This window comes from Massilia antarctica (assembly GCF_015689335.1).
GTDB classification, from domain to species: domain Bacteria; phylum Pseudomonadota; class Gammaproteobacteria; order Burkholderiales; family Burkholderiaceae_D; genus Telluria_A; species Telluria_A antarctica.
Genome location: NZ_CP065053.1, coordinates 6,770,684 through 6,797,233, shown reverse-complemented (window position 1 = coordinate 6,797,233; position 26,550 = coordinate 6,770,684). Strand labels below are relative to the sequence as shown.

Genomic DNA, 26,550 nt, shown 5'->3' with positions numbered 1-26,550 from the left:
CCAGCGCGCCCACCTCCGGGCGCGTCAGTCCATTGTGCACGTCGCGTGCGCCATCAGGCTTTCGAATTCCAGCGCACCCACCGGGCGGCTGAAGAAATACCCCTGCACTTCATCGCAGCCGTGCTCGCGCAGGAAGGCGAGCTGGGCGGCGGTCTCCACCCCTTCGGCAATGACTTTCAGGCGCAGGCTGTGCGCCAGCGAAATGATCGACACCACGATCGCCGCCGCGTCGGCCCCCACCGCAATGTCGCGCACGAAGGACTGGTCGATCTTGAGCACGTCGAGCGGGAAGCGGCTCAGATACGACAGGCTGGAGTAACCGGTGCCGAAATCGTCGATGGCCAGATGCACGCCCAGTTGCTTGAGCATGCGCAAGATGGTGATGGTGTTCTCGACATCGCTCATGACCATGCTTTCGGTCAATTCCAGCTCCAGAAAGCGCGCCTCCAGGCCGCTTTCTTCAAGGGCGTCGCCCACCGATTGCAGCAGATCCTTGCCGGTGAACTGGCGCGCCGACAAATTGACGGCCATGCGCAGCTGCGCCATCCCGGCCTTTTGCCAAGCCATGTTCTGCAGGCAGGCGGTACGGATCACCCACGCGCCGATCGGGATGATCAGGCCCATTTCCTCGGCCAGGGCGATGAAGCGCAGCGGCGAGACCGTGCCCAGCACCGGATGCTCCCAGCGCAGCAGCGCTTCCATGCCGACGATGGCGCCGCTGCCGACGTCGATCTGCGGCTGGTAGTGCAGCACCAGTTCGTTGCGTTCGAGCGCGTGGCGCAGGTCGGCCTCGATCTGCAGGCGCTCCAGGGTGCGCGCATTCATTTCGGGGCAATAGAACTGGTAGGTATTGCGTCCCATTTCCTTGGCCCGGTACATGGCGATGTCGGCATGCTTGGTCAGGGTGTCGGCATTGTCGCCGTCGGCCGGATACACCGCCACGCCCATGCTGCAGGTGACGAAAAACTCGTGCGCCTGGATCCGCAGCGGCTCGGCCACCGCATCCATGATGCGCTGGAGCACGCGCAGGCCGTCGCCGTCGCCGGGACGGCCCGGCAAGACCAGCACGAATTCGTCGCCGCCCATGCGTGAGACCGTGTCGCCATCGTCCACGGCGCCCTTGATGCGCCCGCCAAGCACGCGCAGCATGGCGTCGCCGGCTTCATGGCCGAGCGTGTCGTTGACGAACTTGAAGCGGTCCAGGTCGACGAACACGACCCACAGTTCGGTGCCCGCGCGCTGCGCCTGCGCAATGGCGCTGGAGAGCCGTTCGGCCAGCAAATGGCGGTTGGCCAGCCCGGTCAGGACGTCGTGATTGGCCTGGTATTCCAGCTCGGCCTCGAAGCGCATCACGGCGCTGATGTCGTACTGGGCCACCACGAAGTGGCTGATCGCGCCGGCGTCGTCGCGCACCGGAGCGATGAACAGGTCGTTCCAGTAGCCGCTGCCATCCTTGCGGAAACTGCGCACCACGGCATGGCCTTCGCGCTGTTCGCGCAAGGCGGCGGTGATTTCATCGATGTTTTGCTGGTCGTGCCCGTCGCCCTGCAAGGATTTGAGGCTCTTGCCGATCACTTCGGCGGCGCAAAATCCGGTCAGCTTTTCAAATGCGGGATTGACGTATTCGACGGCATACTCGGGCGCTTGCGCGTTGCAGATGATGACCGCGTTGGCCGATACTTCAATCACCTTTTCACGCAGGCGCAAGGCTTTTTCGGTGCGCTTGCGCAGCGCCAGGTCTTCGGTCAGACGCAAATTGGCGAACTGCAGCGCCGCGGTGCGTTCGCTGGCGACGCGCTCGATCGTCGAACGGCGCGAGACCAGGCTGTAAACATAGCCCGCCGCCAGCAAGCTCGAGAAAACGCCCCCCAGCAGCGCATACCAGGAGCCGGCGTGGCTGGCGATGATGGAGCGCGGTTCCCCGGTCACCTCGATGAACCAGGGTTCCTGGGCCACGTGGAAGAGCGCGTTGACGGGGGCCGGATGGTCGTACAGCAGCCAGCCGGGCAGCAAGGCGCTGCTGGCCGGGGGTGGCGCCTTGCCGTTGGAAAACGCCAGTTGCGCCGCCTGCGCCGCCCCCGCTGCGTAGATATTGATCGACATGCGGGGCTGGTCGAGCAGCCTGGCGTTGTCGAGCAAGGTATGGATCAGGTGGTCTACCCGGAACACGGCGGCGGTTTCGCCGATCACGGCGCGCTGTCCGGGGCTGGCGCTATCCGGCGCAGCCTGGCGCTGGTAGACCGGCGCGAGGACCAGAAAGCCTGTATGAAATCCCCGGTATTGCACCAGCGAGAGCAGGCCGGTGGCGGTGACCCGGCCGTTGCGGCGCGAACGCGAGCGGGCGTCGCCATAGGTGGTCAGGGCGGCCGTATCGAGTCCGAGCGCGATGCCATTGCCGGCGACCGGTTCGATGTACTCGACCACGTTGTAGTACGGCCGCTTCTGGGCCGGTTCGTGGCGCTCGCTGATGAATTCGGTGATGGCAAAGTCGGGCACGCGCCGGCGCTGCCGCGCTTCGTAGGCGGGGCGCTCGGCGTCGCTCACCACGCGCTGGAAGCTGAGCGCCTGCAATTCGGGATAGCGCGCCAGCAAGGGCGCGGTAAAGCTGTGAAATTGTTCCCGGCTGACCACGCCGACCGTATTGAACAGCTGGTTGACCACCATCAGTTGCTCGATGGCGTCCGACAAGCCGCCGGAGACGGCATTGATGCGCAGGGTGGCTTCCCGCTTGAACTGGTCGGCGCGGGCCTGCGATTCGACCCCGCGCACCGAGACGAACAGCAGCGCCGTCAGGGCCAGGCCGAGCAGCAGCGCCAGGAGTGCCGACACCGAGACCGAAATGCGCACTTGGCGCAAAAAATTTCTCATCAGCGAATCTCCCGCGGGGCGCATCCGGCCCTTGCTCGATGTATGTACAGCATACTCCAAAGCCGAGCAGTTTGTATGTGCGCTTGCGTACGGACGGGCAGGTGCCGTATGCCTTATATTGCGTGGCGGAATGAGTGCATGATATTCTGTCGGACTAACTCAACGCACCATTCACTGGAAGAATAGGCTGTCTCCCATGTCCAGTAAGCACGACCCTAACCAGAATCATTTGTTGGCAGCGCTTCTCGACGCCGAATTCGACCGTCTTGCCCCGCACCTCGAACTGCTTCCCCTGCTGCTTGGCGACGTGTTGTCGGAATCCGGCGACAAGTTGCACCATTTATACTTTCCCACCACCGCGATCGTGTCGCTTCATTATCTTCTGGAAAATGGCGGCTCGTCCGAAATTGCCGGGGTCGGCAATGAAGGCGTGCTCGGCGTCTCGGTCTTCATGGGCGGCGACAGCACGCCCAGCCGCGCCGTGGTGCAGACGCGCGGCCATGCCTACCGCTTGCCGGCCGCGATCCTGATGGAAGAATTCAACCGCGGCGGCCATGTGATGCGCCTGCTGCTGCGCTATACCCAGGCCTTGCTGACGCAAATGTCGCAAACGGCGGTGTGCAACCGTCACCATTCGGTGGAGCAGCAACTGTGCCGCTGGCTGCTGCTGACCCTGGACCGCCTGCCGTCGAATGAACTGACCATGACCCAGGAATTGATCGCCAACATGCTCGGCGTGCGGCGCGAGGGCGTGACCGAAGCGGCCGGGCGCCTGCAGGGCTACGGCTACATCAGTTACCGGCGCGGGCACATCACCGTGCTCGACCGGGCCGGGCTGGAAGACGATGTGTGCGAATGCTACGCCGTCGTCAAGAAGGAATTCGGACGCCTGCTGTCGGACGTGCGTCACCGCCAGGGAAATATCGGATGAGCGCGGGCTTCCTGCACAACACCTCGGTTGAACGCCTGATGGTGATCGGCTTCGGCGCCACCCTGGCGGTGCTGCTGCTGGTCGGCGGCATCGCCCTCAATTACGCGGTCGATTCGGAAGGCGCGGTCAATCTGATCAAGGCCAGCATCATCCTGCTGCTCATTTTCCTGGCGCTGCTGTTCGTGCGGGTGCAGCGCGCCATCAGCAAGCGCACCGAGGCCGACCGGGCGCTGCACGCGGTGCCGCTGCTCAAGTCCGGCGCGCTGCAGGATGCAATTTTCAACAGCGCCAATTTTTCCAGCATCGCCACCGATGCCCAGGGCGTGATCCAGATCTTCAACGTCGGCGCCGAGCGCATGCTGGGCTATGCCGCCGCCGAAGTGGTCGACAAGATGACCCCGGCCGACATTTCCGACCGCCAGGAACTGGAAGCGCGCGCCGCCGAACTGAGCCATGAAATGGGCGAACCGATCGCCCCCGGCTTCGAATCGATGATCCACAAGGCCCTGCGCGGCATCGAAGATATTTACGAACTGACCTATATCCGCAAGGATGGCACCCGCTTTCCGGCGCTGGTCTCGGTCACCGCGCTGCGCGATCCGCCCGGCCGGGTGATCGGCTACCTGCTGATCGGCAGCGACAACACCGCCCGCAAGCAGGTCGAGGCAGAACAAGCCCTGCTGGACCAGCGCCTGCGCGACCAGCAGTTCTACACCCGTTCGCTGATCGAATCGAATACCGATGCCCTGATCGCCACCGATCCGCGCGGCATCATCAGCGACGTCAACCAGCAGATGGAAGCGCTGACCGGCTGCACCCGCGATGAACTGATCGGCGCGCCATTCAAAAGCTATTTTTCCGAGCCGGAACGGGCGCACGAAGCCGTCACGCGCGTGCTGCGCGAAGGCAAGGTGACCAATTACGAGCTGACCGCGCTGGCGCGCGACGGCACGCAGACGGTGGTGTCCTACAGTGCCAGCACTTTCTACGACCGCGACCGCAAGCTGCAGGGCGTGTTCGCCGCCGCGCGCGACGTGACCGAGCGCAAGCAATTCGAGCACGCGCTGCAGGAAACCAATGTCGAGCTGGAAAGCGCGCGCGCCACGGCCGACAAGGCCAACCGCGCCAAGTCCGAATTCCTGTCCTCGATGAGCCACGAACTGCGCACGCCGCTCAACGCCGTGCTCGGCTTTGCCCAGCTGATGGCGTCGGACGTGCCGCCGCCGGCCCCGCACCAGCAGCGCTCGATCGACCAGATTCTCAAGGGTGGCTGGTATCTGCTGCGCCTGATCAACGAAATCCTCGACCTGGCCATGGTCGAATCGGGCAAGGTGACGATGTCGCAGGAATCGATGTCCCTGGGCGATGTGCTGCTCGATTGCCAGGGCATGATCGGCCCGCAGGCCGCCACCCGCAATCTGGGCCTGCATTTCCCGATTGTCGACAAGCAGCTCTACATCCATGCCGACCGCACCCGCGTGAAACAGGTCATGATCAACCTGCTGTCGAACGCGATCAAGTACAACCGCGAAGGCGGCTCGGTGAGCGTGACCTGCGATCTGGTGGCCGACGGCCGGGTGCGCGTGAGCGTGGAAGATACCGGCGCCGGCCTGGCGCCCACGCAGCTGGCGCAGCTGTTCCAGCCGTTTAACCGCCTGGGCCAGGAAAACAGTGCCGAGGAGGGCACCGGCATCGGCCTGGTGGTCACCAAGCGCCTGGTCGAGCTGATGGATGGCCGCATCGGCGTCACCAGCACGGTCGGTTCCGGCACCGTGTTCTGGGTCGAATTTGCCGGCGCCGCCGAACCAGCCCTGGCGCTCGAGCACGAAGACGACCTGGCGCGCGAACGGCGCCAGGCGGCGCGCAACAGCGGCAGGCAGCCGACCTTGCTGTACGTGGAAGACAATCCGGCCAACCTGGCGCTGGTCGAACAATTGATGGAACGCCGCGGCGACCTGCAATTGCTCACCGCCGTCGACGGCTACCACGGCGTCGAAATGGCGCGCGCCTGCAAGCCCGACGTGATCCTGATGGACATCAACCTGCCTGGCATGAGCGGCTATGGCGCGCTCAAGATCCTGCGCGAAGACCGTAGCACCGCGCACATACCGGTGGTGGCGCTGTCCGCCAACGCCATGCCGCGCGACATAGAAAAGGGCTTGGAAGCGGGATTTTTCCGCTATCTCACCAAGCCAATCCGCGTGCGCGAATTCATGGATGCGCTCGACCTCGCCATCCAGCACGCGGCCGAACACGGCCTGGCCGAACCTGTCGACTCCGGCACCAATGCACCATTTTGAAAGAACGACATGCTTGACCCTTCTGAAATCCTGAGCGGCAACATCCTGATCGTCGATGATCAGGAAGCGAACGTGATGCTGCTTGAACAAATGTTGCGTAACGCGGGTTACGTTAACATTTCCACGACTCAGGATCCGCGCACCGTGTGCGCCGCGCACGCCGAACACAGCTACGACCTGATCCTGCTCGACTTGCAGATGCCGGAGATGGACGGGTTCGAAGTGATCGAAGGACTCAAGCTGATCGAGCAGGGCGGCTACCTGCCGGTGCTGGTGATTACCGCCCAGCCCGGGCACAAGCTGCGCGCGCTCAAGGCCGGCGCCAAGGATTTCGTCAGCAAGCCCTTCGACCTGGTCGAGGTGCAGACGCGCATTCACAACATGCTGGAAGTGCGCCTGCTGTACCGCCGCCTGGCCGATTACAACCGCCAGCTCGAACAGACGGTGGCCGAGCGCACCGCCGAGCTGCGCGCCAGCGAAGCGCGTTTCCAGCGCTTCACCGAGCTGTCGTCGGACTGGTACTGGGAGCAGGATGCGCAGGGCCAGCTGACCCGCTTTTCCGGTCCCGTCAGCGAGATGCTGGGCATCGGCGCCGACAGCGATGGCGACGGCGGCTGGAACCCGGACGAGCGCGCCGAGCTGAAGGAGAATATCGCCAGCCGTACGCCTTTCCTTGATTTCATCTTCACGCGCACCCGCGCCGATGGCAAGGTGCAATACCTGCAGGTGAGCGGCGAGCCGATGTTCGATTCGTCGAGCCGGTTCACGGGCTATCGCGGGATCGGCATGGACATTACCGAGCGCATGAACTGGCGGCCACCGACGGCAACGCCGGCCTGAGCTGCGAGGCCACTCGCTATCGCTCCGTCGCCCCACGCGCCAAGGCGGCACTCGGCGGGGAACGCATGCGTTTCCCCCAGGTTCGCTCCGCAGCCTCGGACACAATCTATCAACCTTGTCCGTGCGACACCATCCGCCGATTTTGGGTACGCTGTCACCACACAGCACCCCATCATTTCCGGAGGCACCATGACAGGCACCAGCACGCTCGACCCAGATAACTTCCCTGAAACCCCGGACCGCAAGCTCGGCTCCGGACACGGCACTGGCGCACTCGGCCCCAGCGATTCGTCCGACAGCGGCAGCGACCTGGTCGGCGCATCGGGCCTGGCGCGCGACGACGTGCTGGACCTCGGCAGCGGCACCACCTCCGACCTTGAAACGGGCACGGCCGGCGGCGCTGGCCCCGACGTCGGCGACCCCGACCTCGACAGCGATACCGATGCCAGCGGCACCGGCGAGCGCGCCGCCGCCGGGCGCGATACCACCGTGCGCGACGGCGCCGACATCGACGTCGACCATATCGAATCGATTCCCTCGGTGCCGCTCGACGAGGACGATCTAGAATTCATGGCCAGTGCGCCGCCGGGCCAGGCGCCAGGCGGCAAAAAGGGCGCCCACCCCTAACAGCGCGCCGAGCAAGGGCCGGGTGCGCATCGACAGCGCCGTGTAAGTGCTCGATTCGGCCACCCGCGCCACCATGCCCATGCCCTGGCGTTCGCGCATGGCATTGGCCGGATCGGGTGCGTGCAGGGCATCGCGGCGCTGCGCGATGCGGGCGGCGCAAGCCTCGCGCATCTGCTTGCGAAACAGTATGTGCCGCATGGTGCGGTCCATTAACGACGGCAAGTGAAAGCCGCCGAGCGACATCAGCCTGGACGCGGCACCCACGTACACATCGCGGCGCGGATGGCGGGCCGCGTACAGGATGGCTTGCGCCACCAGTTCGGGCGCGTAGATGGGCGGGGGCAGTGCCGCTTCCCTGTCCATATAGTTTTTTGCGTGCACCGTGAACAGGGTATCGACCGCCGCCGGCTTGATCAGGGTGACCGATACCGGTGCGCCGTCGTGCGCCAGCTCGACCCGCAGCGCATCCGTGAAGCCCTTGACCGCGTGCTTCGATGCCGAGTACATCCCCTGCAGCGGCAGCGCCACGTCCGACACTTCGCTGCCCAGGTTGATCAGGGCGCCGCCGCACGTCTTCATGTGCTTGAGCGCTTCGAGCGAGCCGTGCACCACGCCCCAGAAATTGGTCTGGAACAGGCGTTGATGGTCTTGCAGCGAGACATCTTCCAGCTTGCCGAAAATCGCCACGCCGGCATTGTTGATCCAGGTATCGATGCGGCCGAAGCGCTCGATCGCGGCGTGGCCGATGCGCGCCACATCGTGCGGCAAGCCCACGTCGGCGGTGACGGCGACCACCCTGGCGCCATGCAGGCGCAGTTCGCCGGCCAGCTGGTCGAGGGCATCGCGCCCGCGCGCGGCCAGCACCAGGCTGGCGCCCTCGTCGGCGGCCATGCGCGCGGTGGTCAGGCCGATGCCGCTGGTGGCGCCGGTGATCACGATCACCTGGTCCTTGATAGGTTTGAGTCGGGGTTTCACCGGGCATCCTTTCGTGAATAAGCTCACAAAGGACAGACAGCGCGGGACGGTGTTTGGTTCGCCGCCGCCGCTGTTTCGGCGCAGGGGAATCATCCCCGCCATGCGCTGGCGGGGACGAAGGCCGGTCAGCCCAGGTGTTTTTTGAAGAAATCCATGCTGCGCTGCCAGGCCAGTTTGGCGGCCGCTTCATCGTAGCGCGGGGTGGTGTCGTTGTTGAAGCCGTGTTCCACGCCTGGGTACACGTAGTGCTGGTAGTCGACCTTGTTGGCCTTGAGCGCCGCTTCGTACGCAGGCCAGCCGGCCAGGATGCGCTCGTCCTTTCCGGCGTCGTGGATCAGCAGCGGCGTCTTGATCCTGGCCACTTCGGCGGCGGGCGGCTGGGCGCCATAGAACGCGACCGAGGCGGCCAGATGCTTGACCACGGTGGGCAGGTAGTTGGCGACGCCGCCGCCGTAGCAGAAGCCGACCACGCCGACCTTGCCGCTGCCGTTGGGCAGGGCCTTGAGGATGGCGGCGGCTTCGACGAAATCGGCGCGCGTCTTGGTCTGGTCGAGTTTGCCGAACAGTTCGCGCGCCCTGTCTTCGTCGCCGGGATAGCCGCCGAGCGGGAACAGGGCGTCGGGAGCGAAGGCGATGTAGTTTTCAAGGGCGACGCGGCGGGCGATGTCTTCGATGTGGGGGTTGAGGCCGCGGTTTTCGTGCACGACCAGCACGGCCGGGAGCTTGCCTTTGGCCTCGGCCGGCTGCACCAGGTAGCCGCGCAGCTTGCCGTAGCCCTGGGGCGAGGGATACTCGACGTAGGTGGCCTTGATGCGCGGGTCGGTGGGAGGCACGACCGGAGCCGCGAAACTGGGGGAGAGCGCAGTCAGCATGCCGGCCGCCGTGGCGCCACCCACCGCGTAGCGGCCGGCCTGCGACAGGAAGCCGCGGCGGTCGAGCTGGCCGTGTACATACTGGTCGAATAACTTCAGCACTTCGGGATCGAAATCTTTAGCGGTCATGCGTGTCATCGTTGACGTCTCCTCGTAGTTGCGGTGTAGCCGGGAAGAGTTCCTTGGCGATCCGATCATACCCCGGTTAAGGGCTCGATGCCGTCTGGGAGCGTGCGATGAAACAGAGGTGCCGAAGGGCCGAGGAGGAGGGACGGGCGACCGTTGCGGGCACGCGGAAAGCGCGCTCGCCACGCGCAGATTCATCGCATCGCAATATGCCGCCGCATGGCACGGAGCCGACGTCTCGCAAGGGGCTGACGTCTCGCAAGAGGCTGACGTCATGCAGGCAGCGGGTGCGTGGCGATGTGTCCCCGCCTCGCAAGAAGCGGACCCTTTCCGCGCAAGCATCACCCTTCGCGCCAGCATGGACCCAGCGGGGGCGACGGCGGCGCGGTTTAACGGTTGCCCAAACGGGCTGCTTGCTTATTTTTTGCCGGTCAGGTAAACCTGGTCGAATACGCCGCCATCGGCGAAGTGGGCCTTCTGGGCCTTGGCCCAGCCGCCGGCAACTTCGTCAATGGTGAACAGCTTGACCTTGGGGAACTGCGCGGCGTATTTGGCGGCGATCTTCGGCACCACCGGGCGGTAGTAGTTCTTGGCCGCGATTTCCTGGCCTTCATCGGTGTACAGGAATTGCAGATAGGCTTCCGCCACCTTGCGCGTGCCGCGCTTGTCGACCACCTTGTCGACCACGGACACCGGCGGCTCCGCAAGAATGCTGACCGATGGTGCAATAAGGTCGACCTTGTCCGGGCCGAGTTCCTTGATCGCCAGCAGCGCTTCGTTTTCCCACGCGATCAGCACGTCACCGATGCCGCGTTCCACAAACGTCGTGGTCGCACCGCGCGCGCCGGAATCGAGTACCGGCACGTTCTTGTACAGCTTGCTGATGAATTCCTTGGCCGTCGCTTCGGTGGCGCCCGGCTGGCGCAGGGCGTAGCCCCAGGCCGCCAAATGGTTCCAGCGCGCCCCGCCCGAGGTCTTGGGGTTCGGCGTGATCACGGCGACCCCGGGCTTGACCAGGTCGTTCCAATCCTTGATGCCTTTCGGATTGCCTTTGCGTACCAAAAGCACGATCGTCGAAGTGTAGGCCGTGCTGTTGTGCTGCAAGCGCTTTTGCCACTGGGCCGATATGCTGCCGCGCTCGGCGATGGCGTCGATATCGTAGGCGAGTCCGAGCGTGACCACGTCCGCTTCCAGCCCGTCGATCACCGCGCGGGCTTGCTTGCCCGAACCGCCGTGCGACTGCTTGACCGACACGTTATCGCCCGTCTTGGCTTTCCATTGCTTGGCAAACGCGGTATTGACGTCCTGGTACAGCTCGCGGGTTGGATCGTACGACACATTGAGCAAGGTAACGTCAGCGGCGATGGCAGCTTGTGACAGCAGGGTCAGTGCGATCAGGGCCTGGCTTATTTTTCTTAACAGCATGGTGAGCTCTCTCGGTGGCAAGTTCGGGGAAAAAACAGCATAGATGCCCCCCACCGGAAAGAACACGAATTAAATCAGCTTTGCATATGCGTTTAATGCGCCTTGGAGAGGATCAGCAGCCAGCGGCGCATCAGCAGCACTTCCACATGGCCTGGCTCGACCCCGGTGTCGCATTCGATGATGGGATTGACCGGGTAGAAGCGCTTGCGGAAATCGCGCGTCACCAGTACTTCGCGGCGGCCGAGGCGCATCAGGAATGGGGTTGGAGCGTATTCGAGGCCGAAGTTACCGTTCAGTGGAGTCATGACAAAATCCTTCGTGGGTTTGCGTTGATCGAGTGATTCAAGAATAGCATAACTACTGTATGAATTCACAGGTACTGTATAAATAAACAGTTGTTTGTCGTTTTGCGGCATCGGTCCCATTTGCCGTCAGGAATAGGCGATGTGTGGCCGCCGCAGTCCGCTTGCTGCGCGCGCGCAGGGGCCCTGGACCAGTGCCATGATCTGGTCCTTGCCGATGGCCATCGGCGCGGCGATGCTGCCGTCGCCGTGGAGCAGCAAGGCGCTCGGGGTCGCCACCACCCCGAACAGGGCGTTGATTTCCCGTTCTTCCTGCAGCAGCGCATCGCCGCCGATCAGGCCGCCGAGTTTGTCACGGTTGGCCTGGGCCGTCCCGCTGGTCACTGTCACGAGCCTGTCCTGGGGCTGGTGCGCGCCGCGCCATGCCAGCAGGTCGGTCAGCAGATCCTTGCACGGGGCGCAGTCGGCGCCGACGAATAAAAGCAAGGCCGGTTTGCCGTGGCCGAACAGCGTCGTTGAGGCGACCTGCGCTCCGGCCAGGGTGACGGCGCTGAACGCGGGCGCGCTGCTGCCGGGCAGGGGACCCGCCAGCGGCGCGGACGGGCTTTCCGGGATGCCGGCCGCGGCCAGGCGCTGCTCCAGGTTATCGATTTTCAGGAGCAGCCGCCCTTGCTGGCGCACCAGGTTCAGCGACAGCCAGCCCTGCAGCGCAACGATGCCCGCCACGGCCAGCGACGCCAGCACGGCCGCGCCAAAGGTCGCCGCCACCTTGCCGGTGTCGGCCAGCAGCCCTTGATCGAGCCGTGCGCCCCCGTCCCACAACAGGTAAGCGGCGCACAGGGTCAGCAGCAGGCTGCGCAGGGCGACGCCCCAGCCGACCGGCGCGGCCCGCATCTGTCCGAAGCAGTTGCAGCTGGGATGTTTGTTTTGCAGCAGCGCGGCCGTCACCAGCATGGTCACTAATGCCATGAACAGGGTTGCCGCCAGTGCGCCTGCCCACGCGGTGCCCGGCGCGAGCAGGCACCCGGCGATGCCGAGTTCCGCCGCAGGCAGCACGGGAGCGGCCCACTGTGCCAGGCGCGCCGGCAATCCGAACGCGCGCATTGTGTCGGCGGTCTCGCGAGCGCGGCCGAACTTCGAGACGCCGGCCAGGGTCATGACCAGCACGACGGTGATGCCGCATACGACGAACAGGATACCCATCGATTATCTCCGGTCAGTGGCTGGAATGTGCGTGGCGCTGCGGGCGGTGGTCGGGCCCGCGGCCGCTGGCGCCATGGCAAATGGCGAGACGCGGGCGCCGCCGATGACGACGCAGGGCTGGATGCACACCGGCTTGCTGCCGCAGCAAGTGACACTGACGCAGGCCCATCCGGGAGGGCAGGCGGCGCTGGAGGTGCAGTCCGACAAGCCCGCGCATAGTTGTGGATGATGGCAAAATCCCCTGCCCTCGATGGTCTGGAAGCACACGCAGCCGGGATCCTCGCAGCTTGGCAAGGCTTCGCAGGTGCCGCCGGGGCAGGTCTTGCAGGTTTGGGTGCCGCAGCAGTCGCAGGCCGCCTGTTGCGCCGCGACGTAGGCCGGCGTGCCCCAGGTATCGGTCTCGACGCCTTCAAAGTAAGCGCGCGCCGTGGCGTGGCACGAGGAACGGCGGATCCGGTTGCTGTCCAGCCCGAGCGCATTGAGGAGCGGCGGATAAGCCGCGTCGCAGGCGCCGCGCAGGCAGTCATGGAAATTGCCGTCGCAATGTGCCCGGCTGCCGTTGCAGTTGCCCCAGCAGCAGTCGTGTCCGTCGCAGCAGGCGCCAAAGCGCGCCGCGCCGAACGACGCCGGGAAGGCTTGCCCGCCGGCGGCGCCGCAGCCGTTCGGACGGCAGACGTAGCCCGGGTGCGTCACCCGCTCCGGGCACGACGCCAGGTCCGCCAACGGGTGCTTGGGCCGCACCCCGGTCGGCGTGCAGCATTGGGTCGCCACGTCGTACAGATGGCGTCCGCACAGGCAGTTGGCGGTAGCCCATGCCTGCTTCATGCCGACACTGCCGAGCAGCGCCGAAACCGCGCCGGACAGTGCCACTTTCAGCACGTCGCGGCGCCCGACCTGGCTGCCCAGCGATCGCGCAAAACGGTCGAAGCCGGTGTCATCCCCGGCAGGGCTGGCCGGCGCGGCCTGCTTCCCGGCGCGCACCCAGCGGCGCAGCGCGAGCGCCAGTGCCGACCTGGCCGAACGAGTGGCATCCATACTTCCCTCCCGCGTCATACATGTATTTCAATGGGTTCCGGTAAGCCGGTACGGCGTCATCACGTAATCGCTGACGACGGGTCCGGCCTCGTCCCTGGCTTGGTTCCAGGAGGTCAGCGCGGCCGGGCTGGCTTCCGACCGCGTTCTGGCGCTCATCAATTGAAATCCGGACAGGGATTGTCCGGGGGCGAGCTGATGCGGATAGGGCGGCGCATCGTCGGCGGCGTACCACAGAACAAAGGTCTGGCCGTCGGTTTCCACCGCCCAGCCGGCGGGGATGCCGGTTACGGCCACCGGCGCGCCGATCGACAGGGAGAAGGTGGCGACCGACCTGCGGCTGGCGGCGCTCTCGTCGTTGAAGAGGGTGTAGTTCCAGTAGTGGCCCTGGGAGGACGATTCCACCCGCGCCTTGAAGCCGGCCAGGGTGGCCGCCGTGGCGGCAGGCAGGCGGATGAAGCGGTTCAGGCTCAGCCCATACGCGACACCGTCGACCGTGTAGGTTCCGCTGAGCGTGAACAGGTATTTGGCGCCCACGCTCAGCGCCGCGCTGGAAAAACGCGCGGTCACGTGGCCGGTGGAACTGGCGCCGATCAGATCGATCACGATGGGAAATCCCGGCGGGCTGCTGCGTTGCGCGCTGCCGAAGGTCATCGCGCCGATGTGCAGATTGGCCAGCGGCGCCTCGCCCACGTTCATGATGTGCAGATTGAGGAACACTTCTCCGTCAACATGCTCGATCCCCGGCTCGCCCAGCACCACCTTGGTAACGGCTGCAAGCTTGGCCATGTCAGTCTCCTGCGCTGTCGGGATGAAGCGCGCGCTGCCGTGCCAGGCCCGCGCCCGCCAGCAGCGCGGCGAGCCCGGCGGCCAGGAGCGGTAAGGTGGATGGTTCCGGCACCACGACCGCGGGCCCGTCGATGAGGAAGGAAAAGGTGGTCGGGTCGCTGAAGTTGCCATGCACGTCGGCCGCGAACACGTCCATGGACCAGGCCAAGCCGCGCACGGCATCGGGCGCGATGTCGACGTGGAACAGCTCGGCCAAGCCGGACACCGTCCGGTCGCCGATGGTGAATTCAATCCCGCCCAGGCGCTGCTGCGGCGCCAGCACCGTGTGCGGGTAAGCGCTGAACTCGAGAAATATCTCCGAGCTGAGCAGGTCGAAGCCGCTCAGGTTGGTGATGGTACCCATGGCATCCCAGGCCGATCCGGGCGCAAGGGTGATGGTCTGGACGGTTGGTGTCATGCTCAGCAGCGAGGCTGGCGCGGGCGCGGACCAGAACAGGGCCGGCGCGCAGAGGAGGGTGGCACATCGGTTCAATCGCACAGGGATCTCCGGGGAAAGGATGAGGGCGCTGCTGTTTTGCCGATTTTGTAAGAAAGTTCCATCGCCGGGTTTGATTCACCTCCATCCGTCCGGATTGCCTTACCCCGCCTCGCGCTGGCGCTTGACTCCGCTTAACCGGATCGTTTGCGTGCGCTCAACAAGGCGCCGCTTGGGCCGCGCCACGTAAAATATTTGGCGTAAAGCAACAATTTGATTGACTACTGTGCAAGTGGCGGCGATACTGCGCGCAAGCTGGCTGTTACGCAATATGATCTGACGTATCATATTGATTGTTACGTCCATGCCCGGTGGACCAGGTAAAACCGGTTTTGTGTGTCGTCAGCAGTGCCCGCGGGAGCCTGTGGCGCTCGTTCATTGATTGGGGTTCTATTCATGCCTGACCCAAAGGCGGTGAATTCTGCGCTGTACAACGCCGTGCGGAAAGACGTGGCGCGCTACGTCAGAAACAAGTTGAAAAGCATGGAACTCGACGTTACCGCTCTCGAGTTGCATAACTCCAGCTCGACCAAGACCTTGCGCGTGTACGTGACGGTCAGCCGGACCACCAATCTGAAGGCGCTGTACCTGGCCGAAACCATCGTCTGCAAGGAGCTGGAGAAGGAATTCGGCCTGCATCCGCACGCCTTTTACTGGCGCTATTTCCCCGAACGCAAAGCAGCGGAGGAGGAGCCTTCCTCGCCGGCCCATTGAAATCGATTTGTCATGGCTAGTCAAAAAATCCTCGTCGTCGACGATTCGCTGGTGCAGCGCCTGATCGTCTCCGAACTGCTGCTGGCCCACGGGCACCGCGTCATCCTCGCCACCGACGGCGTCGAAGCGGTGGCGATGGCGCGCAGCGAGCTGCCGGACCTGATCATCATGGATGTGGTCATGCCCAACCTGAACGGCTTCCAGGCCACGCGCGCCATCACCAGCGATGAAACCACCTGGCATATCCCGGTCATCCTGCTCACCAGCAAGGACATGGATTCGGACCGCATCTGGGCGCTGCGCCAGGGCGCGACCGCGTTCATGAACAAGCCGCTCGATCACGCCGCGCTGCTGGAGCTGGTCAATACCCTCGAATAAGGCCGGGCAGGGGACTCATCTGGCGGTCTGTGCGCTGCGAAGGGCGGCGCGTCGTGTACGATTGCAAACGTTGCCGTGCCGCTGGTGCCGGCCGTCGCCCATCGTTCAACCGTGATCCATTTCCATCCAAGAGTGCGCAGCTTCGTCGCCGCCCGCCTCAGTCCCGAAGGCGAACTTGGCCTGCATGTGACCGTCGGCGCCCTGCTGCTGATGCTGGCCGCCGCGCTGTTCGGCAATCTGGCGGCGGACGTCGTCTCGCACGCCGACATCACCAGGCTCGATGCCTTCCTGGCGAACTGGTTCCACGGACACAAGAACAGCGCCTGGACTGGCCCCATGCTGTTCATCACCAATACCCACGACGTGCTGGGCGTGTCGCTGATGGCCAGTGCGCTTGGCCTCTATTTTTACCTCAACAAAGCGCGCTACTGGCTGATCTGCCTGATTCTCGCGGTGCCGGGCGGCCAGTTGCTCAACGTCCTGCTCAAATATATTTTCCAGCGTGCCCGGCCGAGCTTCGACGAGCCGCTGCTGACCTTGTCCACCTACAGCTTCCCCAGCGGCCATACCTTGGGCGCCACCGTGTTTTACGGCTTGCTGGCGGCCTATCTGGTGTGCGTGGTGCCGCGCTGGCGGATGCGCATCCTGGTGGTGGTGGGCGCCTGTGCGATGGTCGCGCTGGTGGCCCTGAGCCGCGTGTACCTCGGCGCCCATTACCTGAGCGACGTGCTGGCGGCCATGGTTGAAGGCTGCGGCTGGCTGGCGGTATGCATCACCTCGTGTTCGACCCTGCGCCGGCAACGCGCGGCGCGCATCACCGAATAGCCTGTTTTGTCCATCCTGAACGAATCCCGAGGAGTGTTATCCTGACCCCGATCGCAGTCATCATCAACGGCAGTGCCGGCAGCGGCCACGACGACCAGCGCGCCGCCGAGCTGCGCGACAAATTCGCCGCCCACGGCCTGGACGCGGAGGTCACCCTGGCGCGCGGCGGCAGCGAGCTGATCGAGGCGGCCCGCTCGGCGCGCGCCAGTGGCAAGCCGATCGTGGTGGCCGGCGGCGGAGACGGCACCATCAACGCGGTCGCCTCGCAGCTGGTCGGCAGCGAGGTGGCTTTCGGCGTGCTGCCGATGGGTACCCTGAACCATTTCGCCAAGGACCTCGGCATTCCGCTGGCGCTGGACGAGGCGATCCGCAACGTGGCGCAGGGCCGCCGCACCCGGGTCGATGTGGGGGAGGTCAACGGCACTATCTTTCTCAATAATTCCAGCCTCGGCCTGTATCCGGACATCGTGCGCGACCGCGAAAAGCAGCAGCGCCGGCTCGGACGCGGCAAGTGGCTGGCGGCCGGCTGGGCCACCCTGACGGCGCTGCGCCGCTATCCCTTTCTCAGCCTGCGCCTGACGGTGGGCGAGCAGGAGCACGCGCGGCGCACCCCGTTTGTCTTCATCGGCAATAACGAATACACGATGCAGGGCCTGAGCGTGGGCGAGCGCCGCCGCCTCGATGCCGGCACGCTGAGCCTGTACGTGGCGCAGCGCCCCGGCCGCCTGGGATTGCTGCGGCTGGGCTGGAGGGCCCTGTGGGGCAGCCTGGCACAGGAGCGCGACTTTGACGTGCTCACGGTAGAAAACATGGAAATCGCCACCCGCCACAAGCGTTTGCGCGTGGCCACCGATGGCGAAGTCACCGTCATGACGACGCCGCTGCGCTACCGGATTCGTCCGGCCGCGCTGACGGTCGTCGTCCCCACTTGAGGAGTCAGCATGCGTACCTTGGTTCATCTTTCAGACCTGCATTTCGGCCGGGTCGACGAAAAACTGCTGGCGCCGCTGCGCGAGCTGGTCGAACGCATCGCGCCGGACGTGGTGGTGGTGTCGGGCGACCTGACCCAGCGCGCCAAGAGCGAGGAATTCGAGGCGGCCAAGACCTGGCTCGACAGCTTGCCCGGCCCGCAGATCATCGTGCCGGGCAATCACGACATTTCGCTGTACAACGTGTTCCGGCGCTTCTTGCAGCCCTTGACACGCTACAAGCGCTACATCACCGACGACCTCGATCCGATCTACGTGGATGAAGAAATCGCCGTATTGGGCGTCAACACCGCGCGCTCCTTGACTTTCAAGGATGGGCGGGTCAACGACGAGCAGGTCGCCATGATCCGCAAGCAGCTCGACGGGCTGGACCCGGCCATCACGCGCATCATCGTGACCCATCATCCCTTCGACTTGCCCAAGACCGAGGATGACGACGACCTGGTGGACCGCGCGCCGATGGCGATGAAGGCGTTCGCCGACTGCGGGGTCGATCTGCTGTTGTCGGGGCATATGCATACCAGCCATGCGGGCAACACCTCGGCGCGTTACCAGATGAGCGAGTACGCGGCGCTGGTGGTGCAGGCGGGCACGGCGACGTCGACGCGCGGACGCGGCGAGGTCAATTCGTTCAACGTGGTGCGGGTCGAGCACGAGCGGGTCGAAGTGGACCGCTACGGCTGGGATGAAGTGGGCATGCGGTTTTCGCTGATGAAAACCGAACCCTTCCTGCGCACCGGGAACATCTGGTCGGGCCATACCGAAGGCTTGATGGCCAGCGGAATCTGAGCTGCTCCGGAGCACCCGGGTTGACAGTACAATAGACTTGGCGCCGGTTCCGCGACCGGCAATGCAACAGCCCTGCGCCGGCCCGCACCATGCGCCGGCGCAGCCGCTGTCCGATGGCCCGACCTCACTGGCGCGATATTGCTCATGGCTGATTTTTCCCCTGGAAGTGCGCCCGGCGCGCCGCTGACCATCGTGCGGGTGCAGGTGTGGAAGGTGCGCGTGCCGTATATCGCGCCGATGCAATCCTCGCGCGGCCGGCTGGAAGTAGGCGAGAAGGTGCTGCTGCGCCTGACCGCGCTCGACGGCACCGTGGGTCTGGGCGAGGCCTCCATCATTTTCCCCGCGCGCGATGGCGAGAGCGCCGACTCCGTGTTCCGCCGCCTCGCCGAGCTCACCGGGCCGCTGCTGCTGGGCGAGGACGGCGCGCGCATCGTGTCCATTTTACAGACACTGGCGGGCTTGTCGTCGGAACGCCACGCCTTTCCCACTTCCCTGTGCGCGGTCGACCTGGCGCTGCACGACCTGAAGGCGCGCCACCTCGGCATTTCCGTGGCCGATCTGCTGGGCGGCGCGACCCGCGAACGCTTTGCCCTCTCGCGCAGCATGGCGATGCCGGACGAAGATACGGCGGTGCGGTCGGCCTGCACCCTGGCCGAGATGGGCTACCGCTTGCTCACCCTGAAGGGCAGCGCCGACTGGCGCCACGATATCCGCATGGCGCGCGCGGTGCAGCGCGCCGTGGGCGCGGGCACGCGCATCGAAATCGATCCCAATCAGGCGTGGCACTGCAAGGCGGCGCTGGCCGTCGATGCCGCCTTGCAGGAGTGCGAACTCGAATGCATCGAGCAGCCGTGCGCCTGGTGGGATATCGAGGCCATGCAACTGATCACCGAGCGCGCGCACGCGCCCATCGCGGCCGACGAAAGCGTCCTCAGTCCGGCCGATGCGATGCGCGTGGTGCGCGCGCGCGCGGCTGACATCATCACGCTCAAGCTGGCCAAGTCCGGCGGCTTGCGCGCCTCCGCGGCGATTGTGGAGATTGCCGGGGCAGGGGGGCTGCAATGCAACCTGGGCTCGAAACACACCCTGGGCGTGGGCACTGCGGCCCTGCTGCACTTTGCCGCCGCCCATCCGGCCGTGGGCGAGTTCGTCGGCTACGGTTCCGCGCTCGAACGCTTCGTCGGCGACATCATCAATGAAACCATCGACATCCAGGATGGCCAGGCGCGCTTGCCGCCCGGTCCTGGCTTCGGGGTCACCTTGAACGACGAGGCGGTCGCGCGTTACGCACTCGCTTCAGCCGACCTGTCGGCCGAACGGGCACGCGCGCGGTGACGGTGGCGCACTACGACCATGCGGCGCGGCGCCAGCTGCTGCTGGACGCCTTGCCGGCCCTGTTGCCGATGCAATCGGCCTACCATACCGGCTGGGTGGTGTTGCAACTGTTAGGCGTCATCAGTGGCCTCGATAGCGAGCGCGCGCACATCGTGCGCCATGTGCGGGCCCTGGCGCGCGAACGACCCATCGGGTCGGTCTACATCGCCGGCAGCGCCGATTGCGGCCTGCTGTCGGTGCTGCACGAAGCCTTCGGCGCGGACATCGCGGCGCTGGACGTGCGCGTCGCCGACCGCTCCCCGGTGCCGCTGGCGCTGTGCCGGCAGTACGCCGGCGCGATGGGCTTTGCGGTGGCGCTGGACGTGTGCGATCTGGGCGTGCCGCCCGATCCGGCCGAGCGCCGGGTCGACCTGGTGCTGAGTCATTCCCTGCTCAGTTTTATCGCGCCGGCTGCGCGCGCCGCCCTGGTTGGCAGCCTGGCGGCGCGGCTGGAGGTGGCGGGCAGCCTGCTGCTGTACCAGAGCGTGCGCGCGCAGCATGGCGCGCCGCTGCTGGCGTACTCGCCCGAGCAGGTGGACAGCATGGTCGGTGCCAGCCTGGCCGCCCAGCGCACGGCCGCGCGCCTGCCGATGCTGACGGAGCATGAACTCGACGGGATCGTGCGCGCGTTCTGCGCGGCCAAGATTACCCATGCGGTCGCCTCCGAGGACGAGTTGCTTGACAGTGCACGCGCCGCCGGCTTGAGCGGCGTGCGCTGCGAGCCGCTGTCGGCGCAGGACATGGCCGGGCACCGGCCCGCCACGCCGGAAAGCCGCTACGTCAAATGGATGTTGCAGGGATGGCGGGCCGCTTGAACGCCGTCACGGCGTTTCCGGCGACGCCGCGATGGCCGACACAAACTCCTCGAACTTGCCGTTGGCACTGCGCGCGATGTCGGCCACCCGCTGCGCGCTCACGCCCACGCCGGGCGGCAAGCGCCGCGCCACCTGGGCGGTCAGCTGGCTTTCTTCCGCGGGCGAGAGCGCGCCGGCGCTGACATAGCGGATCTGCACGTGGTCGAGCGCGGTCTGCACCACCTGGCGCTGGACGATGCGCGGGCCGCCGCTGGCAACGCCCGCCGCGCTGTCGCGAAAGCCGAAGGTGGGCCAGTAGCGTTTTGCGTCGGCCGTGACCAGCATGTTGCGGGTCCGCCCGAGGATGCGGGTCAGCACGGGCAGGCCGCGCCCGCAGGGGCAGGGCGGGCCGGCTTCGGCCATGTCGCCCAACTCGTAACGGATCAGCGGCATCGCAAAATTCAACAAGCCGGTCACCACCACCCTTCCGCAGACGCCCGGCGCGCATGCCTTGTCGTCGTCGTCCAGCACTTCGAGCAGGACGTTTTCGGACTGCACATGATAGTGGCCGCTATGCGGACAGCGGATGGCGAGGTAGCCGAATTCCTCGGATGAATAGGTGTCGTTGACCGGCACGCCCCACGCTTCGTGGCAGGCTTGGCGCACCTGGGCATCGAGCGGTTCGCCGAAGGTGCGCACTTCGCGCAGGCGCGGCAGGCGCACGCCTTGCTGCCGCGCCAGGCTGGCCAGTTGCAGGGCGAGCGAGGGATAGGTCAGCAGATAGCCGGGCGCGCGCTCGACCAGCCACGCCAGCTGGGCCTGGACATCCACCTCGACCGGGCACAGATAGGCCGGGCCGGTGTGGAACATGCGGGTCGCCATGCCCCAGTTGTCAGCCTGGTCCGCTTCGCCGCGCCGGATGATGCACAACGTTTGCTGCAAGTCGCGCTGGTGCCAGGCGTGGTCGCGCAAGGTCTGCGCTTCCCATATCAGCTGGTTCAGGTAGGTTTTGCGAAAGCGTACCGGAGTGCCGGTGGAGCCGGAACTGCTGCCGTCGCTGAGCGGACCGTGTTCGGACGGCACCGCGCTGCTTTGCAACTGCGCGAACTGCGCCTGCAAGTCGCGCCGCGACAAGCACGGCAGGCCAGCAAAGGCATCGGCGCACAGCGCCCCACCTTCGCTGAGCCGCGCGAGCAGGCCTGGTGGCCAGTGCTCGCGGTACCAAGGCACGGTCAGCGCGGCATGCCGGACGACCTGCTCCAGCTGGACCGACTGGCGCGCCGCGATCTCCCGCGGGGCCAGCCATTGCTCGCTTTCCATCTGGCGGAACAGGGAGTAGACCAGGCTGCCCCGCACATCCGGGACAGCCGGCCACTCAATGCCGCTCAAACTGCTTTTCAAACGCCATGCGGGCAGGTCGTTCGACATCGGTCTCCTTCAGTCATGGTCCGGGCGCCGCTCAGAACTGCTTGCGCAGTTTGAACGAAATGCTTTGGGCCCGGAAACCGCGATGCGCTTCCGCGTCGTAGCGCGCCGTCAGTTCGGTGCTGCCAGCCTGCATCAAGGTTACGCCGGCGCCGGCACGTGCAAACAGCGGCTTGGGATCGACGCCGTTGGTGGTAAAGGCTGGTCCGCCACCGGCAAAGGCCGACACCACCGAGGTTTGCTTGGCCAGGAAATCATAGCCGAACCCGAGGTTGCCCGAGAACGTCAATTCCTTCGATGGCGAATGATTGAGCTTGGCGTCGCCGTACAGGATGAATTGCTTGGCGCGCTGGCTGTCGACCAGCAGGTTCAGGGCGCCGGCGCCGGTTTCCGCGTAAGCCTTGTTCTTGACGGTGGTGTAGTCCAGGCGCATCGATGGCGTCACATTGGTTTGCTCGCTCATGCGCAGCACGCGGGCGATGCCGCCGGCCGCATGCAGGCTCATGCTGCGATAGTCGCTGCTTGCCGTGCGCGACATGCCGCCGAAGCTGATGAGCCGTTGGCCCTTGGTCTTGTTGGTGCCCATGTCGAGCTGCCAGCTGATGTCGGTGTCGGCGTCCAGGTTGTGGCTGCCGTAGGTCATCAGTTGCAGCAGGTCGATATCGGCCGACTGCGGGCTCACGCCGTTGCCGTCCAGATTGGTCCTGGCATAGGTCAGCGCGAAGCCGACCCGGTCGGCGCTGCTGACCACGCCGTCCGCCCCGACGATCAGGCCGCCGCTATGGGCCTTGTAGCCGGCGGTGCCATCGCGGTCGCCCTGGCGCGCCCAGGCGCCGAACGGCTTGGCCCACATCGCGCGCTCGTTGCCGTAGCTGTCGCCGGCCGACAGGCCGCGATTGGCTTCGAGGCGCGCTTGCACCACGCGGTCGGTCAGGTTCATGGTGCTGGCGATGGCGGCGGCGGTGCCGCCGGCAGCCAGCGGCACGGTCTGGCCGACGGCATCGGACACTTGTTGCGCGGTCGACAGCTTGCCCAGCGCGGTGATGACCTGGCCCATGTCGCCGCCGGTGCTGTTGGCGATCAGGGTGTCGAATACGCGCGCCGCGCCGCCCCCGGACGAATTGCCGGTGGCCACGATGGCCGCGATGGCGGTATTGGCCGGTTGCGGCGGCTGGATCGGCGGAACCGGCGGCGTCGGGACGGGTGTCGGGACCGGGGTCGGGACTGGTGTTGGGACCGGCGTGGGGACTGGTGTCGGCACCGGTGTCGGGACGGGAACGGGTGTCGGAACAGGAACCGGCGTCGGCACAGGCACGGGTGTCGGGACAGGAACCGGCGTCGGCACGGGTACGGGTGTCGGGATGGGCGTTGGCACCGGCACCGGCGTCGGCACTGGCACTGGGGTCGGCACCGGCGTAGGGGTCGGAACCGGTGTCGGCGTCGGAACCGGTGTCGGAGTCGGTTCCGGCGTCGGTGTTGGCGTCGGTGTCGGTGTTGGTGTTGGTGTCGGTGTCGGTGTTGGTGTCGGTGTTGGTGTTGGTGTTGGTGTTGGTGTTGGCGTCGGCGTCGGCGTCGGCGTCGCCGAGGCAATCACCAGATCGATGGACTTGCCGTTTTTCACGCCAGTCAGGTTGAACAGGAAGCTGTTGTCGCTGACCGGAATGGCGACCGCCGTGGTCAAGGTGCCACTGGCCTTGATCACATCGGGCAGGATGGTGCCGTTGGCAAGGACCGGCGCGCCGGTAACGTCGACATCGATGTTGCTGCTGGCGGACATGGTGACATTGCCGGTCACGTTCAGTTTGCCGTAGGTCGTGGCGCTGGTCAGACCGGTGCGGAACACGCCGCCGGCAGCCTGGACATAGTCGCCCGTCAGCGAGACGGTATGGCCGGCGGCGACCGACATGATGCCGCCGTTGGTCATGGTGGTCGCACCGATGTTCAGCGCACTGGTCGAACGCAGGGTACTGCCCGCGTTGATATTCATCTGGCTCAAGCCGGTAAAATCGCCGCCAGGTGTGAACGTGGCGGTCGTGGGCATGGTGATGCCGAAAGCGGGCATGGCGGCGCCGATATTGACCACGCTGCCGGCGCCGCCGGTGACGGTGCCGGTCACGCTGGCGGTGCTGCCCAGGATGTTCAGGGTATTGATGCCGAGCGCGAGCGCGCCGGTCAGGCCGCCGCGGTTGGTGACGGTAAACGCGCTGGCGCTGTTGGTGAGGCTGAGCGACGCGGCGCCGCTGATGGTGCCGGTGTTGCTGATGCCGCCATCGAGCACGCTGGTGCCGCTAATCGCAATGCCGGTATTGCTGCCGCTGATGGTCCCTGCATTGGTGATGCCGCCGTGAATCAGTGCATTCGGCACGGTGATGCCGACGTCGGTGGCGGTGATGCTGGCGCCTAGCTGGTTGACGATGCCGCCGGCCACGATATTGGCGGCGTTGCCGATCCGGATACCGCGCGCGGCGGTCAGCGCACCGCCGTTGACGATGCCGGTGGCCAGGCTGGAACTGGTGCCGTCGACATTGATGGCGTGGTTCCCGGCGGTGACGACACCGGTCGCGGTATTGGTGATCGACCCCGCCGTGGCGCCGCTCGTCACGGTGATGCCGTTACCGCTACTACTGGTCATGATCGAGCTGTTAAGGATCTCGCCAGTAACATGCGAACCGTTGGCGATGAATATGCCGGCGCCGTCCGCGTTGTAGCGGCCGTTCGACTGGGTGGTGGTGATGGTGCCGGAGTTGTTCACGTTGCCTGTGATCGTGCTGCCACTGCGGACGGTGACGCCGCCTTCGGCCCCGTCCATCAGGCCGCGGTTGATGATGTCGCCGCTGATCAGCGCCCCGTTCAGGTCGATGCCGCGCTCGCCATGCGTCTGCGCGCCGGTATCGTTCAGGATACCGCCGCCGCTGATGTTTGTGAGCTGCAATTCGATGGGGTGCATGGCGCTGATCGTGCCGGCATTGACGATGCCACTCGTGATGGTGGACGTGCTTCCATAGATACCCATGGAGGAGCCATTGATGGTGCCCGTCGCGGTATTTTCGATCTGGCCGACCGTGGAATTGCCTAGAATCGTGAATGCGTCGGAATTGGAGCTACCCAAGGTGCCGCTGTTGCTGATCTTGCCGCTGACGGTGGTCGCGGTCAGCGCCAGCCCCGGGTAGCCGCCCTGGGTGTCGATGGTGCCGCTGTTGAGGATATCGCCGGTAACGGCGACGCTCGACAGGGCGATGCCGCGCGCGTTTTGCCCTGGCGTACGGCCGATGTGTCCCTGGTTCACAATGCTGGCGCCGATCTGAGACCCGCTGATGTCGACCGCCGCAAAACCGCCAGCCGCGCTGATGTTGCCGCCGGCGGCGTTAGTGATGCCGCCCTGTAAGGTACTGTTGATGATATGGATGGCGCTGCCGTTGACGGTGCTGATCACGCCCGCAGGCCCGTTGCTGATGGCGCCGCCCACGCTGGCGCCGCTCAGGCGGATGGCTTCCTCGGTCACGCCGCCCCACGGTCCGGTGGACGAGATGGTGCCGGTATTAATGATCCCGCCGGTGAGGTTGCCCGTGATGTTGATGCCGACCGCGACCGGATTGATGGTACCGGCATTGGTGATGCTGCCGGCGGTGACGCCGGTATTGACTTCCACGCCATTGTTCGGCGTGTTGGCCAGCGGTACGGTAATCACCCCGGTGGCGGTCACATTGAGGCTCTCGCCGGGGCCGATGGTGCAGACATTATCGATGGTGGTGTTGTCCACCGTGATCGTGCTGCTGACGGCGGTGGGGCACGCGGTGCCGATCGCCGATGCATTGGCCATCAGCAGACAGGCGCCCGCGACCAGCACTGCCATTGGTTTTTTTTGAAAGTTGAAATGTGCCATGAGATCAGTTCCCAGTCCGGTTGCGCAACAGTCGTGGGGGCATGCTGCAAAGAGTGCGCGCGCCCGATGAATCAAGGCTTCACTTGATTCATGTCAAGCTTCGCTGATCCCTATGTGCTTTGAATATAGCGAAACACTATTTTTAAGTAAATGAGGTTTCACTCGGAACACAACGGAATCCGCTTGTGTAACAACACATTGGCCGGGGCCGGGGGGCGGCGATCAAGAGGGATGATGAACGCCTTGTAAATCTGCGACGTGCGCTCGGGATCGGTGACCAGCATGCGCACGATCTTGTCGCCAACCGGCGCCAGGAGCGGGACATACTCGCGCTCGGGCATTGACTTGAGCCGCTGCGACTGGCGCTAAGCGATTTCCTGCGCGGCCAGCCATTGTTCGCTGTCCATCTGGCGCAACAGGGAGTAGAGCAGGCGGCTCCGCACATCCGGAACAGCCGGCCATTCGATGCCGCTCACACTGCTTTTCAAACGCCATGCGGGTACGTCGTTCGACATCGGTCTCCTTGTGGCAGGGTCGGCGGGTGCCCCGGCCGC

At 65.4% G+C, this 26,550-nt stretch carries 24 protein-coding genes; 11 read left to right on the top strand and 13 right to left on the bottom strand.

Annotated elements, in window-relative coordinates; all coding sequences use genetic code 11:
• Window positions 1-24: 24 nt before the first annotated feature.
• A complete protein-coding gene (locus IV454_RS29840; protein ID WP_206089247.1) occupies window positions 25-2,868 on the bottom strand; it encodes a bifunctional diguanylate cyclase/phosphodiesterase in 2,844 nt (947 codons plus the stop codon).
• Window positions 2,869-3,064: 196 nt separating this feature from the next.
• Here IV454_RS29840 and IV454_RS29835 point away from each other — a divergent pair, with 196 nt between their 5' ends.
• From IV454_RS29835 to IV454_RS29820, 4 genes are all read left to right on the top strand, one after another.
• Window positions 3,065-3,799: a Crp/Fnr family transcriptional regulator gene (locus IV454_RS29835; protein ID WP_054263461.1), complete on the top strand. Its 735-nt coding sequence runs from the start codon at window positions 3,065-3,067 to the stop codon at window positions 3,797-3,799.
• Window positions 3,796-6,099: a PAS domain-containing hybrid sensor histidine kinase/response regulator gene (locus IV454_RS29830; RefSeq protein WP_307730197.1), complete on the top strand. Its 2,304-nt coding sequence runs from the start codon at window positions 3,796-3,798 to the stop codon at window positions 6,097-6,099. Before IV454_RS29835 ends, IV454_RS29830 begins: the two co-directional genes overlap by 4 nt.
• A 9-nt stretch (window positions 6,100-6,108) precedes the next feature.
• Window positions 6,109-6,939 carry a response regulator gene (locus IV454_RS29825; protein ID WP_206089246.1) on the top strand — a complete coding sequence of 277 codons (831 nt, stop codon included), beginning with the start codon at window positions 6,109-6,111 and terminating at the stop codon, window positions 6,937-6,939.
• Between the two features lie 189 nt (window positions 6,940-7,128).
• The gene (locus IV454_RS29820; protein ID WP_206089245.1) at window positions 7,129-7,566 is read left to right on the top strand and encodes a hypothetical protein; all 438 of its coding nucleotides are present in this window, start codon (window positions 7,129-7,131) and stop codon (window positions 7,564-7,566) included.
• Here the strand turns inward: IV454_RS29820 and IV454_RS29815 are convergent.
• From IV454_RS29815 to IV454_RS29780, 8 genes are all read right to left on the bottom strand, one after another.
• Window positions 7,501-8,541, bottom strand: coding sequence for an SDR family oxidoreductase (locus IV454_RS29815; RefSeq protein ID WP_206089244.1), 1,041 nt, complete (start codon window positions 8,539-8,541; stop codon window positions 7,501-7,503). The genes IV454_RS29820 and IV454_RS29815 overlap by 66 nt on opposite strands.
• Before the next feature lie 125 nt (window positions 8,542-8,666).
• A complete protein-coding gene (locus IV454_RS29810; RefSeq protein WP_206089243.1) occupies window positions 8,667-9,551 on the bottom strand; it encodes a dienelactone hydrolase family protein in 885 nt (294 codons plus the stop codon).
• A 405-nt stretch (window positions 9,552-9,956) separates the two neighbouring features.
• Window positions 9,957-10,964: a sulfate ABC transporter substrate-binding protein gene (locus IV454_RS29805; RefSeq protein ID WP_282961390.1), complete on the bottom strand. Its 1,008-nt coding sequence runs from the start codon at window positions 10,962-10,964 to the stop codon at window positions 9,957-9,959.
• Window positions 10,965-11,056: 92 nt separating this feature from the next.
• Window positions 11,057-11,269 (bottom strand): hypothetical protein, encoded by a 213-nt coding sequence (locus IV454_RS29800; RefSeq protein ID WP_054263454.1) that lies wholly within the window; start codon window positions 11,267-11,269, stop codon window positions 11,057-11,059.
• Window positions 11,270-11,395: 126 nt separating this feature from the next.
• On the bottom strand, window positions 11,396-12,469 hold the full coding sequence (locus IV454_RS29795) for a MauE/DoxX family redox-associated membrane protein (protein ID WP_206089242.1): 1,074 nt from the start codon (window positions 12,467-12,469) through the stop codon (window positions 11,396-11,398).
• 3 nt (window positions 12,470-12,472) lie between these two features.
• Window positions 12,473-13,504 carry a hypothetical protein gene (locus tag IV454_RS29790; RefSeq protein WP_206089241.1) on the bottom strand — a complete coding sequence of 344 codons (1,032 nt, stop codon included), beginning with the start codon at window positions 13,502-13,504 and terminating at the stop codon, window positions 12,473-12,475.
• A 27-nt stretch (window positions 13,505-13,531) separates the two neighbouring features.
• Window positions 13,532-14,290 (bottom strand): hypothetical protein, encoded by a 759-nt coding sequence (locus tag IV454_RS29785; RefSeq protein WP_206089240.1) that lies wholly within the window; start codon window positions 14,288-14,290, stop codon window positions 13,532-13,534.
• Between the two features lies 1 nt (window position 14,291).
• Window positions 14,292-14,828 carry a PEP-CTERM sorting domain-containing protein gene (locus IV454_RS29780; protein WP_206089239.1) on the bottom strand — a complete coding sequence of 179 codons (537 nt, stop codon included), beginning with the start codon at window positions 14,826-14,828 and terminating at the stop codon, window positions 14,292-14,294.
• A 393-nt stretch (window positions 14,829-15,221) separates the two neighbouring features.
• On the opposite strand from IV454_RS29780, the gene IV454_RS29775 reads away from it, so the two are divergent.
• From IV454_RS29775 to IV454_RS29745, 7 genes are all read left to right on the top strand, one after another.
• Window positions 15,222-15,539: a hypothetical protein gene (locus IV454_RS29775; RefSeq protein WP_206089238.1), complete on the top strand. Its 318-nt coding sequence runs from the start codon at window positions 15,222-15,224 to the stop codon at window positions 15,537-15,539.
• Between the two features lie 12 nt (window positions 15,540-15,551).
• A complete protein-coding gene (locus IV454_RS29770; protein ID WP_054263451.1) occupies window positions 15,552-15,917 on the top strand; it encodes a response regulator in 366 nt (121 codons plus the stop codon).
• A gap of 75 nt (window positions 15,918-15,992) precedes the next feature.
• A complete protein-coding gene (locus IV454_RS29765) occupies window positions 15,993-16,742 on the top strand; it encodes a phosphatase PAP2 family protein (protein WP_229521917.1) in 750 nt (249 codons plus the stop codon).
• The gene (locus IV454_RS29760; protein WP_206089237.1) at window positions 16,685-17,674 is read left to right on the top strand and encodes a diacylglycerol/lipid kinase family protein; all 990 of its coding nucleotides are present in this window, start codon (window positions 16,685-16,687) and stop codon (window positions 17,672-17,674) included. Before IV454_RS29765 ends, IV454_RS29760 begins: the two co-directional genes overlap by 58 nt.
• Before the next feature lie 9 nt (window positions 17,675-17,683).
• Window positions 17,684-18,520, top strand: coding sequence for a metallophosphoesterase family protein (locus tag IV454_RS29755; RefSeq protein ID WP_206089236.1), 837 nt, complete (start codon window positions 17,684-17,686; stop codon window positions 18,518-18,520).
• Window positions 18,521-18,664: 144 nt separating this feature from the next.
• Entirely contained in the window at window positions 18,665-19,855 is a 1,191-nt protein-coding gene (locus tag IV454_RS29750) for a mandelate racemase/muconate lactonizing enzyme family protein (RefSeq protein WP_206089235.1), read from the top strand.
• Window positions 19,852-20,709 (top strand): class I SAM-dependent methyltransferase, encoded by an 858-nt coding sequence (locus IV454_RS29745; RefSeq protein WP_206089234.1) that lies wholly within the window; start codon window positions 19,852-19,854, stop codon window positions 20,707-20,709. The genes IV454_RS29750 and IV454_RS29745 overlap by 4 nt, the downstream gene beginning before the upstream one ends.
• 6 nt (window positions 20,710-20,715) lie before the next feature.
• Here IV454_RS29745 and IV454_RS29740 read toward each other — a convergent pair whose 3' ends face one another.
• From IV454_RS29740 to IV454_RS29725, 4 genes are all read right to left on the bottom strand, one after another.
• Window positions 20,716-22,116, bottom strand: a complete 1,401-nt coding sequence (locus tag IV454_RS29740; protein WP_206089233.1) for a phenylacetate--CoA ligase family protein — start codon at window positions 22,114-22,116, stop codon at window positions 20,716-20,718.
• A gap of 31 nt (window positions 22,117-22,147) precedes the next feature.
• Entirely contained in the window at window positions 22,148-25,966 is a 3,819-nt protein-coding gene (locus IV454_RS29735) for an autotransporter outer membrane beta-barrel domain-containing protein (RefSeq protein ID WP_206089232.1), read from the bottom strand.
• Between the two features lie 188 nt (window positions 25,967-26,154).
• A complete protein-coding gene (locus IV454_RS29730) occupies window positions 26,155-26,337 on the bottom strand; it encodes a hypothetical protein (RefSeq protein WP_206089231.1) in 183 nt (60 codons plus the stop codon).
• Window positions 26,338-26,361: 24 nt separating this feature from the next.
• A complete protein-coding gene (locus IV454_RS29725; RefSeq protein WP_206089230.1) occupies window positions 26,362-26,511 on the bottom strand; it encodes a hypothetical protein in 150 nt (49 codons plus the stop codon).
• Between the last annotated feature and the right edge of the window lie 39 nt (window positions 26,512-26,550).

Excerpts from the sequence above, each read along its gene's own strand:
- IV454_RS29840 (WP_206089247.1), bottom strand. The coding sequence starts at position 2,868 with ATGAGAAATTTTTTGCGCCAAGTGCGCATTTCGGTCTCGGTGTCGGCA.
- IV454_RS29835 (WP_054263461.1), top strand. The coding sequence starts at position 3,065 with ATGTCCAGTAAGCACGACCCTAACCAGAATCATTTGTTGGCAGCGCTT.
- IV454_RS29830 (WP_307730197.1), top strand. The coding sequence starts at position 3,796 with ATGAGCGCGGGCTTCCTGCACAACACCTCGGTTGAACGCCTGATGGTG.
- IV454_RS29825 (WP_206089246.1), top strand. The coding sequence starts at position 6,109 with ATGCTTGACCCTTCTGAAATCCTGAGCGGCAACATCCTGATCGTCGAT.
- IV454_RS29820 (WP_206089245.1), top strand. The coding sequence starts at position 7,129 with ATGACAGGCACCAGCACGCTCGACCCAGATAACTTCCCTGAAACCCCG.
- IV454_RS29810 (WP_206089243.1), bottom strand. The coding sequence starts at position 9,551 with ATGACACGCATGACCGCTAAAGATTTCGATCCCGAAGTGCTGAAGTTA.
- IV454_RS29805 (WP_282961390.1), bottom strand. The coding sequence starts at position 10,964 with ATGCTGTTAAGAAAAATAAGCCAGGCCCTGATCGCACTGACCCTGCTG.
- IV454_RS29800 (WP_054263454.1), bottom strand. The coding sequence starts at position 11,269 with ATGACTCCACTGAACGGTAACTTCGGCCTCGAATACGCTCCAACCCCA.
- IV454_RS29795 (WP_206089242.1), bottom strand. The coding sequence starts at position 12,469 with ATGGGTATCCTGTTCGTCGTATGCGGCATCACCGTCGTGCTGGTCATG.
- IV454_RS29790 (WP_206089241.1), bottom strand. The coding sequence starts at position 13,504 with ATGGATGCCACTCGTTCGGCCAGGTCGGCACTGGCGCTCGCGCTGCGC.
- IV454_RS29785 (WP_206089240.1), bottom strand. The coding sequence starts at position 14,290 with ATGGCCAAGCTTGCAGCCGTTACCAAGGTGGTGCTGGGCGAGCCGGGG.
- IV454_RS29775 (WP_206089238.1), top strand. The coding sequence starts at position 15,222 with ATGCCTGACCCAAAGGCGGTGAATTCTGCGCTGTACAACGCCGTGCGG.
- IV454_RS29770 (WP_054263451.1), top strand. The coding sequence starts at position 15,552 with ATGGCTAGTCAAAAAATCCTCGTCGTCGACGATTCGCTGGTGCAGCGC.
- IV454_RS29760 (WP_206089237.1), top strand. The coding sequence starts at position 16,685 with ATGCATCACCTCGTGTTCGACCCTGCGCCGGCAACGCGCGGCGCGCAT.
- IV454_RS29755 (WP_206089236.1), top strand. The coding sequence starts at position 17,684 with ATGCGTACCTTGGTTCATCTTTCAGACCTGCATTTCGGCCGGGTCGAC.
- IV454_RS29750 (WP_206089235.1), top strand. The coding sequence starts at position 18,665 with ATGGCTGATTTTTCCCCTGGAAGTGCGCCCGGCGCGCCGCTGACCATC.
- IV454_RS29740 (WP_206089233.1), bottom strand. The coding sequence starts at position 22,116 with ATGTCGAACGACCTGCCCGCATGGCGTTTGAAAAGCAGTTTGAGCGGC.
- IV454_RS29735 (WP_206089232.1), bottom strand. The coding sequence starts at position 25,966 with ATGGCAGTGCTGGTCGCGGGCGCCTGTCTGCTGATGGCCAATGCATCG.
- IV454_RS29730 (WP_206089231.1), bottom strand. The coding sequence starts at position 26,337 with ATGCCCGAGCGCGAGTATGTCCCGCTCCTGGCGCCGGTTGGCGACAAG.
- IV454_RS29725 (WP_206089230.1), bottom strand. The coding sequence starts at position 26,511 with ATGTCGAACGACGTACCCGCATGGCGTTTGAAAAGCAGTGTGAGCGGC.